At 60.4% G+C, this 14,318-nt stretch carries 11 protein-coding genes and 1 tRNA gene; all 12 read right to left on the reverse strand.

The window, feature by feature from the left end; all coding sequences use genetic code 11:
* Positions 1–5: 5 nt before the first annotated feature.
* The 12 genes from fmt to clpX all read right to left on the reverse strand — a co-directional run bounded on the left by fmt (position 6) and on the right by clpX (position 14,306).
* Positions 6–944, reverse strand: coding sequence for a methionyl-tRNA formyltransferase (fmt, locus tag G4C92_RS02980; protein WP_274941119.1), 939 nt, complete (start codon positions 942–944; stop codon positions 6–8).
* 1 nt (position 945) lies between these two features.
* Positions 946–1,437, reverse strand: a complete 492-nt coding sequence (def, locus tag G4C92_RS02985) for a peptide deformylase (RefSeq protein WP_274941120.1) — start codon at positions 1,435–1,437, stop codon at positions 946–948.
* 25 nt (positions 1,438–1,462) lie between these two features.
* On the reverse strand, positions 1,463–3,679 hold the full coding sequence (priA, locus tag G4C92_RS02990; protein WP_274941121.1) for a replication restart helicase PriA: 2,217 nt from the start codon (positions 3,677–3,679) through the stop codon (positions 1,463–1,465).
* Entirely contained in the window at positions 3,660–5,144 is a 1,485-nt protein-coding gene (locus tag G4C92_RS02995) for a UDP-N-acetylmuramoyl-L-alanyl-D-glutamate--2,6-diaminopimelate ligase (protein WP_274941122.1), read from the reverse strand. Before G4C92_RS02995 ends, priA begins: the two co-directional genes overlap by 20 nt.
* Positions 5,145–5,177: 33 nt before the next feature.
* Positions 5,178–5,381 (reverse strand): hypothetical protein, encoded by a 204-nt coding sequence (locus G4C92_RS03000; protein ID WP_274941123.1) that lies wholly within the window; start codon positions 5,379–5,381, stop codon positions 5,178–5,180.
* Positions 5,378–6,319 (reverse strand): carbamate kinase, encoded by a 942-nt coding sequence (arcC, locus tag G4C92_RS03005; protein WP_274941124.1) that lies wholly within the window; start codon positions 6,317–6,319, stop codon positions 5,378–5,380. The genes G4C92_RS03000 and arcC overlap by 4 nt, the downstream gene beginning before the upstream one ends.
* Positions 6,320–6,337: 18 nt before the next feature.
* Positions 6,338–7,189, reverse strand: a complete 852-nt coding sequence (locus G4C92_RS03010; protein ID WP_274941125.1) for an undecaprenyl-diphosphate phosphatase — start codon at positions 7,187–7,189, stop codon at positions 6,338–6,340.
* Positions 7,190–7,212: 23 nt separating this feature from the next.
* Positions 7,213–10,413 carry a carbamoyl-phosphate synthase large subunit gene (gene carB / locus G4C92_RS03015; protein WP_274941126.1) on the reverse strand — a complete coding sequence of 1,067 codons (3,201 nt, stop codon included), beginning with the start codon at positions 10,411–10,413 and terminating at the stop codon, positions 7,213–7,215.
* Positions 10,406–11,485: a carbamoyl phosphate synthase small subunit gene (locus tag G4C92_RS03020; protein ID WP_274941127.1), complete on the reverse strand. Its 1,080-nt coding sequence runs from the start codon at positions 11,483–11,485 to the stop codon at positions 10,406–10,408. Before G4C92_RS03020 ends, carB begins: the two co-directional genes overlap by 8 nt.
* Before the next feature lie 428 nt (positions 11,486–11,913).
* Positions 11,914–11,997 (reverse strand) — tRNA-Leu (locus tag G4C92_RS03025).
* A gap of 155 nt (positions 11,998–12,152) precedes the next feature.
* On the reverse strand, positions 12,153–12,878 hold the full coding sequence (locus G4C92_RS03030) for a zinc-ribbon domain-containing protein (protein ID WP_274941128.1): 726 nt from the start codon (positions 12,876–12,878) through the stop codon (positions 12,153–12,155).
* 15 nt (positions 12,879–12,893) lie between these two features.
* Positions 12,894–14,306: an ATP-dependent Clp protease ATP-binding subunit ClpX gene (gene clpX / locus G4C92_RS03035; RefSeq protein WP_274941129.1), complete on the reverse strand. Its 1,413-nt coding sequence runs from the start codon at positions 14,304–14,306 to the stop codon at positions 12,894–12,896.
* Positions 14,307–14,318 lie beyond the last annotated feature (12 nt).

The following is a 14,318-nucleotide window of genomic DNA, read 5'->3' on the forward strand; positions in this document are numbered from 1 at the left end:
GTCTCTTATGACAGCTGATTGTTCCGGATCGTGTAGCCGCGAAGGAAATCCGAAGCACGCATCCGCTTCCGTCCTTCCAGCTGCAGCTCCTCCGGCACGAGGATCCCGCTTCCGGTACGGATATAGAGTCCTTTCGCGTCCTGGCGCACAATCCGCCCGATTTCCTCCTCCGGTCCCTTCTCGCCGTGCTTCTCCACATGCGCCTTCCAGATCTTCAGGATATGACCGTCGAGATGGGTCCAGGCCGAAGGCCAGGGATTCATGCCCCGCACTTTCCGTTCGATCGACTCCGCGTCCGCGGACCAGTCGATCTCTCCGCTCTCCTTCGAGATCAGCGCGGCGTAGGGCGTCGTGCTCTCCGCCGGCTGTTTCGTGTAGACCGCGGTTCCGTCGGCCACATGGGGGATCGTCTCAATCAGAAGCTTTGCGCCGGCGGCGGCGAGCTCCTCGAAGAGGCTGCCGCCGGTGGTTTCCTCTGTGATCGGCACCCTGCACTGAGAGATGATGTCGCCCGTGTCGAGGCCCTCGTTCATCCGCATGATCGTGACGCCGGTCTCCGCGCAGCCGTCGAGGATCGCATGCTGGATCGGCGCCGCGCCGCGGTAGGCGGGCAGCAGCGAGGCATGCACGTTGAGGCATCCGTACCGGGGCATCCCGAGGATCTCCTTCGGGATGATCTGGCCGAACGCCGCCACCACGATCAGATCCGGCTTCAGCGCCCGGATCTCCTCAACGGCCTCCGGACGGCGCACGCGGACCGGCTGCAGCACCGGAATTCCCCGGCGAAGCGCCTCTTCCTTGACAGGTCCCGGGAGAATCTCTTTCTTCCGTCCTCTCGGACGGTCCGGCTGCGTGACCACGCCGGCCATCTCATAGCCCGCATCGGCGAGCGCGGCCAGAACGCCTACCGCGAAGTCCGGTGTTCCCATAAATACGACTCTCATCTCACTCTTCCTCCCCGTCCTCGTCCTCGGCGGAAGCCACATCATGAACCGGTCCTTCCGCCAGCTCGGTGTACATATGTCCGTCCAGATGATCGATCTCATGGCACATCGCCCGCGCGAGAAGGTCCTCCGCCTCATAGCGAACCGGCTGCATGTCCGCGTCGAACCCTTCCACCACCACTTTCTGAGGCCGCGTGACGAGAGCCGACTTGCCCGGCAGAGAGAGGCAGCCCTCCTCTCCGGTCTGGGAGCCCTCCCGCTCCGTGATCACCGGATTGACCAGCGCGATCGGGTCGCTGCCGGTCGTATCGATCACCACGATCCGTTTCAGGATGCCGACCTGAGGAGCCGCGAGTCCCACTCCGTTCGCGTCGTACATCGTTTCAAACATATCCTCGATCAGCTGCCTGAGCCGGGGCGTCATCTCCTTTACCTCCCGGCATTTTCTCGCAAGCACCGGGTCTCCCATGATCCGAATCGTTCTGAGTGCCATCGTTCTGTCCTCCTTCGTCTGTATTCTATGTGCAGAGATCAAACTGTATGCGGATCTTCCGGAATCCGCTGTTCATTTCGATGTATTCCTCCAGCATATCCTTCGCCCGGATGAGCCGTTCGGGATCGCTGTGCCGGATGTAGATCACCTGTCTGTACTGGTCCCGGATCCTCCCGATGCTCTGGGGGGCGGGTCCGATCGCGTGCAGCGTCTGATGCGGATCGATACGGTCAAGATATTTCCGCAGGTACCGCATCCCCCGCGTCAGCAGCTCTTCATCCGGCGCGCTTCCCAGTATGGCCGTCATCGAACCGCAGGGCGGGTACTCCATCAGTTTCCGGTAACTGATTTCTTCTTTATAAAATGTATCATAATCCTGACGCGCGGCGGCCTGAATCGCGAAGTGCTCCGGCCTGTAGGTCTGAATCACTGCGCGCCCGGGTCTTTGGCCGCGGCCGGCTCTTCCCACCGCCTGGGTGATCAGCTGATAGGTGTGCTCCGAGGAACGGAAGTCGCTCTCGTTCAGGGACAGATCCGCCATCAGAACGCCGACCAGCGTCACACCCGGAAAGTCGTGTCCTTTGACGATCATCTGGGTTCCGATCAGAATATCCTTCTCGTGACCGGCAAACTGCGTGAGGATCGCTTCATAGCCTTCCTTGCCTTTCGTCGTGTCCGCGTCCATCCGCAGCACGCCGGCGGAGGGAAAGCTCTTCCGGACAAACGCCTCCACCTGCTCCGTCCCGATGGAAAGTCCTCCGATGAACGGGGATCCGCAGACCGGACACCGATGCATCTCAGGCGTCTCGTATCCGCAGTAATGACAGACCAGACGGCCGCCGATATGCTGGGTGAGCGAGACGTCGCAGTGGGGACACCGGGCGACATGGCCGCATGAACGGCAGGTCCACGCGCCCGCGTAGCCCCGCCGGTTCAGGAACAGCATGATCTGCGCGTGCTCATCCAGCGCCTCCGCCATCTCATCCCGGAGCGCACGGCTCAGAATGGTGCGGTTGCCATCCGCCAGCTCCGCCCGCATATCGACGATCCGCGCGTCCGGAAGGCGGCTTCCGCCGTACCGTCCTTCGAGCCTGAGCCCGAGATAGAGGCCGTCGGCGGCCCGCTTCGCGGCCGTCACCGACGGAGTCGCCGACCCGAGCACGACGTGTGCGTGCTCGATGCGTCCGCGTTCGATGGCGGTCTCGCGCGCGTGGTAGCGCGGAACTGTCTCGGAGTGGTACGTCTCCTCGTGCTCCTCGTCGATGACGATCAGTCCGAGGTCCGGAAACGGCGTGAACAGCGCCGACCGCGGTCCCACCATCACCTGAATGTCTCCCTTCCGGGCAGCTTTCATCTGGTCGTACCGCTCGCCGCCGGAGAGACGCGAGTGCAGGAAGGACACCTTGTCTCCGAACCGTTTCACAAACCTGAGCACCGTCTGCCAGGTCAGCGCGATCTCCGGTATCAGCACAATCGCCTGCTGCCCCTTTGCGAGCACATCGGCGACAAGCTCGGTATAGACCACAGTTTTCCCGCTTCCGGTGACGCCGTTGATCAGAACCGGCCGGTCTGCTCCGGCCCATTCTCCCCGGACCGCGCTGATCACGCTCTGCTGCTCCGCCGTCGGGTGATCCGGCGGCAGCACTTCCGCGTCCCCCGACACGCGCCGGTATACATCCTCCGTATCCACCCGGAGAACACCGTCCCCCTCGAGACCGCGGATCACGGAAAGAGGCACCGAGGCTTCTTTTTCCAGCGCGCCGAGGCTGACGCCGCTCTTTCCGGCCAGCATCAGCCGGAGCACCCGCTCCTTTGCCTGATAGTGACGGCGGACGGCCAGTTCGAGCGCCTTTTCCGCACTCTCCCGATCCGTCAGTGAAACGGTGGCGGCTGTCCGGGGCGCGTATTTTTTCCGAACGGGAACGACCGTCTTCAGCGCCTGGATCAGCGTAGAACCATAGGTCCGGCTCATCCATGCGGCCAGTCTGACCAGCCTCGCGTCCGCCGTCTCCCCGTCGGTCACCACATCGAGAATCGCGCGAAGGCGTTCGGGAGGCACGCCGCAGCTGTCGCTGAAGCGTGTGATGTAGCCTTCCGTCACGCGCGAGTGCCCGAACGGAATCCGGACGACGCTGCCGATGACGGCCCGGTCCTGAAGTTCAGGCGGGACGGCGTAGGTAAACGGATGATCGAGTCTGCTTCCGGTGATCGAGACGATCACATCAGCGTAGCGCTTCTTCATCAAGGATTTCCCGGATCAGTACCCGCTCGTCCATCGGATGCTTGACGCCGCGGATTTCCTGATAGTCCTCGTGTCCTTTTCCGGCGAGCACGATGACGTCGCCCTCCTCGCCGTGAGTGATCGCGTAACGGATCGCCTCCTTCCGGTCTTCTATTGTGATGTAGCGGCCCTCCGTCTTCCGGATCCCGGTGACGATGTCGCCGAGGATCGCCTGAGGATCCTCGAAGCGCGGATTGTCCGAGGTGATAATCGTGAAATCCGCCAGCCGGCCCGCTGTTTCTCCCATCTCGAAGCGGCGTGCGCGCGCCCGGTTTCCGCCGCAGCCGAAAACGCACACGATCCGCTTCGGGCCGTAGTCCCGGAGTGTCGTGAGCAGACTCTCCAGCGCCATCGCGTTGTGCGCGTAGTCGATCATCAGGGTAAAACGGTCCGACACCGGAACCGGCTCGATGCGTCCCTTCACCTTCGCGCTCTTAAGCGCGCTCCGGATCGCGTCCGCCGGGATGCCGAAATGCTCGCAGCAGGCGATCGCGGTCAGCGCGTTGTAAACCGAGAACAGGCCCGGAAGGTCCAGCTCCACATGGAGCGGCATTGATCCGGTCACATCGAAGGACATGCCGAGATACCCGGGTCTTGCGACATGCTCGATATGGACAGCCCGCAGGTCAGCCTTCTCCGACCGGATCCCGTAGGTTTCCACCTCACAGGTGTGGCCGGCCAGCACATCGGCGGCGTGAGGATCGTCGATGTTGACGATCCCGAGGCGGCACTGACGGAACAGCCTTCCCTTGCATTCCATATACTCCTCGAAGGAGCTGTGCTCGTTCGGTCCGATATGATCCGGCGAAATATTGGTAAAGACGCCGATCTCAAAGAGGATGCCGTCCGTGCGGTGCATCTTCAGCGCCTGACTCGAAACCTCCATCACCGCGCAGTCGCAGCCCGCGTCGATCATCGCGCGGAGATCCTTCTGCACCACATAGGACTCCGGCGTCGTGTTGGCCGACGGAATCCGCTGATCCCCGATGATCGCCTCGATCGTGCCGATGAGGCCGGTCTTATGCCCCGCATGATCCAGAATCGACCGGATCATGTAGGTGGTGGTCGTCTTGCCTTTCGTTCCGGTGACGCCGATCACGGGAATCTGCTCCGCCGGATAGCCGAACCAGGCCGCCGAGGCCAGCGCGAGGCCGAGCCGGGTGTCCTCCGTCTCATAGACGGCGACATGCTCCGGTATCTTCAGTCCCTCCGGCATATGCCCCTTCTCGACCAGTACCGCGGCCGCACCGCTCTCAAATACCTGCGGCAGGAAGCGATGGCTGTCGGAATTCGTTCCGACAATGCAGACGAACAATGTCCCCGGTCCCGCCTTCCGGGAATCGTAGACAAGGCCGGTGATGTCCGGGTCTTCCGGTCCTGCTGTTCTCACGGTCTGAAGTCGTTCCAGTATTTTCGATGCTTTCATAATATTCTCCTGTGATCGTACTGACTTTTCATTTTATCCCATCCGTTCCGTTGCGTCAAACTTTAGAATTTCTTTAGAAAATTTAGATTTTCTTTCGGCAGCTGTCATACTTTTTCCACAAAGTGCCGGTATATTGTATTTCAGATAGTTGATGAACCACTCACTATCTCCCCCCTCATTAGATGAAAAGAAAGAAGAGGCCCGAAAGGGTCTCTTCTTTCTTTTCTCTGCGCTCATACCTCATTCACGATCTCCGTGCCGGCCTTGCCGAGATACGCGGCTCTCGCCCGCGGAATCGACGTGATGATCGCCCGGCGGGACGCGCCCAGCTCGACGAAGTTGATCGCCGCCTCAAACTTCGGCCTCATCGATCCCTTCTCGAACTGATTCTCCTCAAGGTAGCTCCGGGCCTGATGAACGCTGATCCGCCCCAGCATTTTTTCATTGTCCGAGCGGTAATTCAGCGCAACCGCATCGACGGAGGTCAGAATCATCAGCGTATCCGCACTGAGATCGATCGCAAGGAGGCCGGCGATCAGGTCTTTCTCGACGACAGCGGACGCGCCCCGGAGGTCCACGCCCTGTTCCATCACCGGAATGCCGCCTCCGCCGCAGCAGATCACGATCTGATCATCCTTCACCAGCGCCTTGATCGCGTCCAGCTCGATGATTTCCTTCGGAGCCGGAGACGCGACAATCCGCCGGAAGCCGTCTTCCACCTTCGTCACGAAATTTCCTTTTTTCTCCTCCGCGTCCGCCTCCTCTTTCGTCAGCAGACGGCCGATGATCTTCGTCGGCTCGTAGAATGCCTCGTCATACGGATCCACCAGCACCTGGGTCAGCACGGTGGACACCGGCCGGTAGATGCCGCGCGTGATCAGCTCCGCCCGGATCGCGTTCTGGAGGTCATAGCCGATATAGCCCTGGCTCATGGCGGAGCAGACCGACATCGGACAAGTCGTATATTCCGGATGGTTCTGGGCGAATTCATTCATGGCCATATGAATCATGCCGACCTGCTGCGAATTGCTGTGGGAGATCACCACGTTCGCGCCGGTCTCCGCCAGATCCGCGATCGCCTTCGCCGCTTCCTTCGTCGCCCGCTGCTGCTCCGGCAGCGTCGAGCCCAGCGCGCGGTGTCCGAGTGCCACGACGACTGTTTTCTTCTTATCCATATTTCTTTCGCCTCCCTCTCAAGCAAGCGCCGACTGCGCGGCGAAAACAAGCAGGACGATGATGCCCAGAACGATCCGGTACCAGCCGAACACCTTGAAATCATGCTTTTTGATGTAGCTCATCAGAAAGCGGATCGCAAAGACCGATACGAGAAATGCAACCGCCATCCCGAGCAGCAGGTACATTCCCTGAACCAGCGTAAAGCTCCCGAACTTTGCCAGCTTCAGGATGCTGGCGCCGAGCATCGTCGGCACAGCGAGAAAGAAGGTGTAGCGGGACGCGCAGGTTCTCGACATGCCAAGCAGGATCCCGCCGAGGATCGTAGCGCCGGATCTCGAGGTGCCCGGGATGATCGCCAGAGCCTGGAAGATTCCGATCATAAACGCCAGCGGCCAGCTGATCTCGCTGATCTTCCGGACGCCCGCCCGCCGGCCGCGGTTCCGGTTCTCCACCAGAATGAAGGCAGCGCCGTAGGCGATCAGCATCACCGCCACCGTCACATAGTTATAGAGATGAAGCTCGATCCAGTCATCCACCGTGAGTCCGACGATGGCCGCCGGCACACAGGAAACCAGGATCTTGAGCCACATGATGAGCTTGTCTCTCCGGAAGACGCTCCGGACCCGGGCGGCGCCGGACGTCTCCGGATCCGGCCGCCGGAACGGCCAGAGACTTTTGAAGTAGATCAGGACCACCGCGAGGATCGCGCCGAACTGGATCACGACCAGAAACATCGCCCAGAACGGATCCTTCTCATCGATGTGAAAGAGCTGATAAAGCAGCAGCATGTGGCCGGTGGAGCTGATCGGCAGCCACTCCGTGATTCCCTCGCAGATGCCGAGCAGGACGACCTCCAGTAGTTCGAGCATGGTTTATCTCCTCTCTTCCGCGTTCAGATGTCCGCGATGTTGACCAGCGTCAGGCTGTCCTTGTCGGTGCTCTCAAGCGACGTCACCAGCGCTTCGGCCGTATCGATGGCGGTCAGCACGTTGACGCCGGTCTCAATGGCATTTCTCCGGATCACGAAGCCGTCATGCTGATGCTCGATGCCGTGAGGCGGCAGATCGATGATCAGGTCGATCCGGTGTCCGAGAATCAGGTCCATCAGGTTCGGATGAGGCTGCTCCAGCTTGTTCGTGCGGACCGCGTGAACGCCGTGGGCGTTCAGATAGGCGGCCGTCCCGTACGTGGAGTAGATTCGGTAGCCGAGACGCTCGAAACGGGCCGCGATCGGCACGATAGCCTCCTTGTCCTCGTCCCGCACCGTGATGATCATGTTCCGGTACTTCGGAAGATCGACGCCCGCGCCGAGGAACGCCTTGTACAGTGCCTCGCTCCAGGATTTGGAGATGCCGAGGGCCTCGCCGGTGGATTTCATCTCCGGTCCGAGGCTGATGTCCGCGTCGCGGATCTTCTCGAAGGAGAAAACCGGCATCTTGATGGCGACATACCCGGCCTCCGGCTGAAGGCCCGGCTTATAGCCCATATCCGTGATCTTATGGCCGAGAATCGCCCGTGTCGCCAGCGAAACGATCGGGATCCCGGTCACCTTGCTGATATAGGGCACGGTCCGGGAGGAACGCGGGTTCACCTCGATGCAGTAGATCTCGTCGTTCTGATCGATGAACTGAATGTTGATCATGCCGCGGACATGCAGCGCCTTCGCCAGCTTCTCCGTGTAATCGATGATCCTGTCCTTCGCGACCTGCGACAGCGTCTGGGCCGGATAGACGGAGATGGAGTCGCCGGAGTGAATGCCGGCCCGCTCCACATGCTCCATGATGCCGGGGATCAGGATATTTTCGCCGTCGCAGACGGCGTCCACCTCGACCTCCTTGCCGAGCATGTATTTGTCCACAAGGATCGGATGATCCTGGGCGATCTGGTTGATGATGCCGATGTACTGGTCGATGTCCTCATCGCTGATGGCGATCTGCATTCCCTGGCCGCCGAGCACATAGGATGGGCGGACCAGTACCGGATAGCCGAGGCGGCGGGCCGCCTCCTTCGCCTCCTCCGCCGTGAACACCGTCTGACCCTTCGGACGCCGGATGCCGCAGGACGCGAGGACCTCGTCAAACCGTTCCCGGTCCTCCGCCGCGTCCACGTCGTCCGCGGACGTTCCGAGAATCGGCACGCCCATCTTCATCAGCGACTCCGTCAGCTTGATGGCGGTCTGGCCGCCGAACTGAACCACGGCTCCGTCCGGCTTCTCGATCCGGACGACGTTCTCCACATCCTCCGGCGTCAGCGGTTCGAAGTACAGGCGGTCCGCTATATCGAAGTCGGTGCTGACCGTCTCCGGATTGTTGTTGATGATGACGGTCTCCCAGCCCTCCTTCGCGAAGGCCCAGGTGCAGTGGACCGAGCAGAAGTCGAACTCGATGCCCTGTCCGATGCGGATCGGGCCCGATCCGAGCACCAGCACCTTCTTTCTGCCGTGACCCGGAACCGATTCATTCTCTCCTCCGTACACCGAATAGTAATACGGTGTGCTCGCCTCAAATTCCGCGGCGCAGGTATCCACCATCTTGAACGCGGCCGTGATCCCGTTCTCCAGTCGGAGCTGTTTCACCTCGTCTTCCGTCTTTCCGGCCAGCCGGGCGATCAGATAGTCCGGGAACTCCATCCGTTTCGCCTCCGCCAGAAGCTCCGGCGTGAGTTTTCTCGTCCGAAGGGAATATTCCATCCCGACGAGATTGGCGATCTTGTCCACGAACCACGCGTCGATTCCGGTCAGCGTGACAATCTCTCCGATCGGGATCTGACGGCGGACCGCCTCCGCGATCCTCCAGATCCGGCGGTCATCCACAGCCTTCAGCTCCTCGATCAGCTCTTCCTCCTCCAGCTGGGAGTAATCGTAGGACATCAGCGAATCGACGTGCTGCTCAAGCGAGCGGATCGCCTTCATCAGGGCGCCCTCGAAGCTGGTGCAGATCGCCATCACCTCGCCGGTCGCCTTCATCTGGGTCGTCAGCGTATGCTTCGCCGTGATGAATTTATCGAAGGGGAGACGGGGGATCTTCACCACGCAGTAGTCCAGCATCGGCTCGAAGGAGGCGTAGGTCTTCTTCGTGATCGCGTTGGGGATCTCGTCCAGCGTATAGCCGAGCGCGATCTTGGCCGACACTTTCGCGATCGGATAACCCGTGGCCTTGGAAGCCAGCGCGGAGCTGCGGCTCACGCGGGGATTGACCTCGATCACGCAGTACTCGAAGCTGTCCGGGTTCAGCGCGTACTGGACGTTGCAGCCGCCGGTGATCTTCAGCTCTTCGATGATCCGGAGCGCGGAGCTCCGAAGCATCTGATACTCTTTGTCTCCCAGCGTCTGGGACGGGGCGACGACGATCGAGTCGCCGGTATGCACGCCGACCGGATCGATGTTTTCCATGTTGCAGACCGTGATCTTGTTGCCGCGGCTGTCGCGCATGACCTCGTACTCGATTTCCTTCCAGCCGGCGATGCTCCGCTCGACCAGCACCTCGTTCACGCGGGAAAGCCTGAGTCCGTTGGAGAGAATCTCGTTCAGCTCCTCCTCGTCCCGGGCGATTCCGCCGCCGGAACCTCCCAGGGTGTAGGCGGGACGGAGGACGACCGGATACCCGATCTTTTCGGCGAAAACTCTTCCTTCCTCGACGGAATGCACGACAAGAGAGGGCGCGATCGGCTCGCCGATTTTCTCCATCGTATCCTTGAACATCTGGCGGTCCTCCGCCTTCTTGATGGTGAGAGCCGTCGTGCCGATCAGCTTCACCTCCGGATGCTCGTCAAAATATCCCTGATCCGCCAGCTCCATCGCGAGATTCAGTCCGGCCTGACCGCCCAGAGTCGGAAGCAGGGAATCCGGTTTTTCCTTCTCGATGATTTTTTTCACGACCTCGGCGGTCAGCGGCTCGATATAGACCTCGTCGGCGATATCCTTGTCCGTCATGATCGTCGCCGGGTTGCTGTTCAGCAGCACGACCTCCACGCCTTCCTCATGAAGGGAACGGCAGGCCTGCGTTCCGGCGTAGTCAAACTCCGCCGCCTGACCGATGACGATCGGGCCGGAACCGATCACCATGACTTTCCGGATGTTCTGGTTCTTAGGCATGCTTCGCTCCTTTCATCATCTTCATGAAGCGGTCAAAGAGGAAATTGGCGTCCTGCGGTCCCGGGCAGGCTTCCGGATGGAACTGCACCGTGAAAACCGGCTTCCGGATATAGCGAAGCCCCTCATTCGTCCCGTCGTTGACGTTTTCGAAAGCGGGAACCGCCACCGACGGATCGACCGTATCCGGATCCACCGCGTAGCCGTGATTCTGAGATGTCATATACACGCGGCCGTCTCCCGTCAGATCGCGGACAGGATGGTTGCCTCCGCGGTGGCCGTACTTCATCTTAAATGTATCCGCGCCCGTCGCCAGCGCCATCAGCTGATGTCCGAGGCAGATCGCGAAAACCGGCACGCCCGATTCGTAAAACCGGCGGACATTGTCGATAATCGTTCCGTTTTCCTTCGGATCGCCCGGTCCGTTTGACAGCATGATGCCGTCCGGACGGCCCGCAAGAACCTCCTCCGCCGGCGTACCGGCCGGATAGATTGTCACATCACAGCCCCGTTTCGCCAGATTCTGCGCGATATCCTTCTTTGCCCCGTAATCCATCAGCGCCACGCGGGGTCCTTTCCCCGGTATGTGAACGGAGGCCCGGCATGTCACGCGGTCCACCACGGGACCGACCTTGTACGCACGGATCGCTGCGAGCGCCTCCTCGCGGTTCATCTCCCGTGTCGTGATCATGCCGTTCATCGTGCCGTGTTCGCGGAGACGCCGTGTCAGCGCCCTCGTGTCGATTCCGGCGATGCCGGGAATGCCGTGTCCGGCGAGAAATTTCTGAATGGATTCTTCCGAGCGGAAATTGCTCGGCAGCCGGGAGAGTTCCCGGACGATGAAGCCGTCCGGCCAGGGGCGGTCGGATTCCATGTCCTCGCTGCAGATGCCGTAGTTGCCGATCAGCGGATAAGTCATGCAGACGGCCTGTCCCGCATAGGAGGGATCAGTGAGCACCTCGAGATAGCCGGTCATCGAAGTGTTGAACACAATTTCGCTGACACAGGTGCCTTCGGCGCCGATGCTCGTTCCGGTGAACACGGTTCCGTCTTCCAGGATGAGATATGCTTTCAACGTATTTGCCCTTTCTGTCCGTAAAACAGCCTCAGGATCGAAGGTATTGTACAATACGGACCCTCTTTTTTCAAGGCAGGCTCCGGATTCGGGGCTGCGGGCCACGCCATTCGTGCCTGCAAAGCAGGCACTCATCGCGGCTGTCGCCGCATGCACTGGCGGGGGCGTGAGCTGCGGGCCACGCCATTCGTGCCTGCAAGGCAGGCACTCATCGCGGCTGTCGCCGCATACACTGGCGGGGGCGTGAGCTGCGGGCCACGCCATTCGTGCCTGCAAGGCAGGCACTCATCGCGGCTGTCGCCGCATGCCGAAATCCCGGGTCCCGTCTGTCTTCGTGCCAGCACGGACAGTCGGAACCCGGGATTTCGTCGCGTGGCTCGTAGCTTACGCGCAAAAAAACCAGGTCTTCCGACCTGGCTTTGATCTCCTGCAGGAGAAGGGACTTGAACCCTCACTGTATTGCTACAACAGGCACCTGAAGCCTGCGCGTCTGCCAATTCCGCCACTCCTGCGAACCGCTGACGTAACCCGTCAACGCTGATCAGTATACGTGTTTCAGACGGGTTCGTCAACAGGAAATTTCAAAATATCGTGATTTTTTCCGAAAACCGAAAATCCTGCCCCGGCCGCGTCCGGCGCGGCCGGTTATACGCGGAAGACATCTTCCTCAGCTTTCGCTTTCCTTCCGCTCCGTCTTCTCGGCATCGTCCACCGTCGTGAACGTCGCATCCATCGCGGCCGTCTCATCGGCCGTCTGATCCTTCACCTCGGTGAATTCAGCGCCCGGCACCTCATCCTTCGAGGTTTCTTCGTCCTGTTTCCCGGGTTCGGCGCCGCCTTCCGGGTTTTCCAGCGCAGCGTCCGCTTCTCCGGAGGGATTCTCATCCTCTTCCGGCGCACAGGACGCCGCAGGCTGTTCCTTCTCCGTCGCTTCGGAGCCGCTTTCCGATCCGGCCTCTTCCTGACCCTTCTCTTCCGCAGCCGGAGACGCATCGGAAACGTCCGTCTCATCGGCAGGCGCTTTCACCGGAGCCGGCGCCCCGCACTTCGGGCAGAAGGCCGCGTCCGCGTCGATCAGTTCCTCACAGTTCGGGCACACCTTCTGACCCTTTGCCCTCGCGAGCTTGCCCTTGAGATCAAGGATCAGCGCCTTGTGCGAGGCCACCTCGCCGAGAAGCCCCTTCTCCTCCTCCCCGAGTTCAATCTCACCGGCCGCATACCGGCGGGCGATCACGGAACCCACCTTCTGCAGAAGAGCCTGCACTTCCTTCTGCTCCCCGCTGATCTGGGAGCTGAGTCTTGCCGCCTCGATGAACGAGCTCGTCCTCTCGGCCGCCGCCTGTCCCGCCTTTGAAATCGTTTTTCCTAAATCCGTAAAAAAGTCATCTGCCATCTTTTTTCTCCTTTCTCAGCCCCGTCCCGCTCCCAGCTGCATGGTGCCGCGAAGCAGGATCTGCGGGCTCCCCTTCCGTTCCACATAGTCCTTTGTGATGACAACCTCTCCGATGCTGTCGTCCTTCGGAATCTCGTACATGATATCCAGCATATAGTCCTCAAGAATCGACCGGAGTGCTCTCGCGCCGGTTCCCATCGCCAAAGCCCGCTGCGCAATCACTTCAAGCGCTTCCTTCTCAAACGTCAGCTTCACCTCGTCCATCGCCAGCAGCGCCTGATACTGCCGGATGATGGCGTTCTCCGGTTCGGAAAGGATCTTCACCAGCATATCCGCCGTCAGCTCCTCCAGCGGGCAGAGAATCGGAAGACGTCCGAGAAATTCGGGGATCATGCCGAAGGACCGGAGATCCTCCGTCGTGACGTGGCGGATCAGATTCGGCTCATCGTCATACTTGTCTTTCAGATCCGCGTGAAAGCCGATCGAGCTGTGCCGGTTCATCCGTTCCTTGATGATATCCTCAAGCCCGGGGAAGGCGCCCCCGACGATGAAGAGAATATTCTTCGTATTCACCATCCTCATCGGGACCATGGCGTTTTTGCTGGTCGCACCGACCGGAACCTCGACCTCCGCGCCTTCCAGCAGCTTCAGCATGCCCTGCTGCACCGCTTCGCCGCTGACATCCCGCTGATTCGTATTCTTCTTTTTCGCGATCTTGTCGATCTCATCGACAAAAATGATGCCGTGCTCCGCCTTTTCGACGCTGTTGCCGGATGCGGCCAGCAGCTTTGACACCACGCTTTCAATATCGTCGCCGATATAGCCCGCCTCGGTCAGCGACGTGGCGTCGGTGATCGCCAGCGGCACGTCCAGCAGCTTCGCCAGCGTCTGGACCAGATACGTTTTGCCCGATCCGGTGGGGCCGATCATCAGAACATTCGATTTTTCGATTTCAACCGGCAGTTCTTTCTCAGCCTTTCCTTCCTTGCGGGCGTCCGCGCGCCGTTCCTCTGTGATGATCCGCTTGTAATGGTTGTAGACGGCAACGGACAGGATCTTCTTCGCCTTCTCCTGACCCACGACATAGCGGTCAAGCTCCGCCTTGATTCTGTGCGGCTGCGGCACATCCTTCATCCGGAAAGGCCGGGGCTGTTCTGCCTCTTTTTTCGTTTCCGCTTCGGGCTCCTGCGCGCCGCCCCCGAAAAGGTCGCTCAGATTGACGAAGGAAATGTTTTTGAACTGATCCGCGAGTGACTTCAGCTCCGGACGTGACTGAAACGCATCCATGCTCTTCTGCAGACAGTCCTCACAGACAGACATGCCGTTCGGCATATGAAGAAGTCGTCCTGCCTTCTCCGCGGGACGACCGCAGATCGAACAGAAGCCTTCGTCCTTCTCCTCCTCCGTTTTATTCTTATCTTCCGCCATATTCTCGATGAT

The sequence above is a fragment of the Chordicoccus furentiruminis genome (assembly GCF_019355395.1).
Lineage (GTDB): Bacteria > Bacillota > Clostridia > Lachnospirales > Lachnospiraceae > Chordicoccus > Chordicoccus furentiruminis.

Coding starts and splice junctions, on each gene's coding strand:
- G4C92_RS03000 (WP_274941123.1), bottom strand. CDS start 5,381: ATGAGCGCAGAGAAAAGAAAGAAGAGACCCTTTCGGGCCTCTTCTTTC.
- carB (WP_274941126.1), bottom strand. CDS start 10,413: ATGCCTAAGAACCAGAACATCCGGAAAGTCATGGTGATCGGTTCCGGC.
- G4C92_RS03010 (WP_274941125.1), bottom strand. CDS start 7,189: ATGCTCGAACTACTGGAGGTCGTCCTGCTCGGCATCTGCGAGGGAATC.
- G4C92_RS03030 (WP_274941128.1), bottom strand. CDS start 12,878: ATGGCAGATGACTTTTTTACGGATTTAGGAAAAACGATTTCAAAGGCG.
- G4C92_RS02995 (WP_274941122.1), bottom strand. CDS start 5,144: ATGAAAGCATCGAAAATACTGGAACGACTTCAGACCGTGAGAACAGCA.
- arcC (WP_274941124.1), bottom strand. CDS start 6,319: ATGGATAAGAAGAAAACAGTCGTCGTGGCACTCGGACACCGCGCGCTG.
- def (WP_274941120.1), bottom strand. CDS start 1,437: ATGGCACTCAGAACGATTCGGATCATGGGAGACCCGGTGCTTGCGAGA.
- priA (WP_274941121.1), bottom strand. CDS start 3,679: ATGAAGAAGCGCTACGCTGATGTGATCGTCTCGATCACCGGAAGCAGA.
- clpX (WP_274941129.1), bottom strand. CDS start 14,306: ATGGCGGAAGATAAGAATAAAACGGAGGAGGAGAAGGACGAAGGCTTC.
- fmt (WP_274941119.1), bottom strand. CDS start 944: ATGAGAGTCGTATTTATGGGAACACCGGACTTCGCGGTAGGCGTTCTG.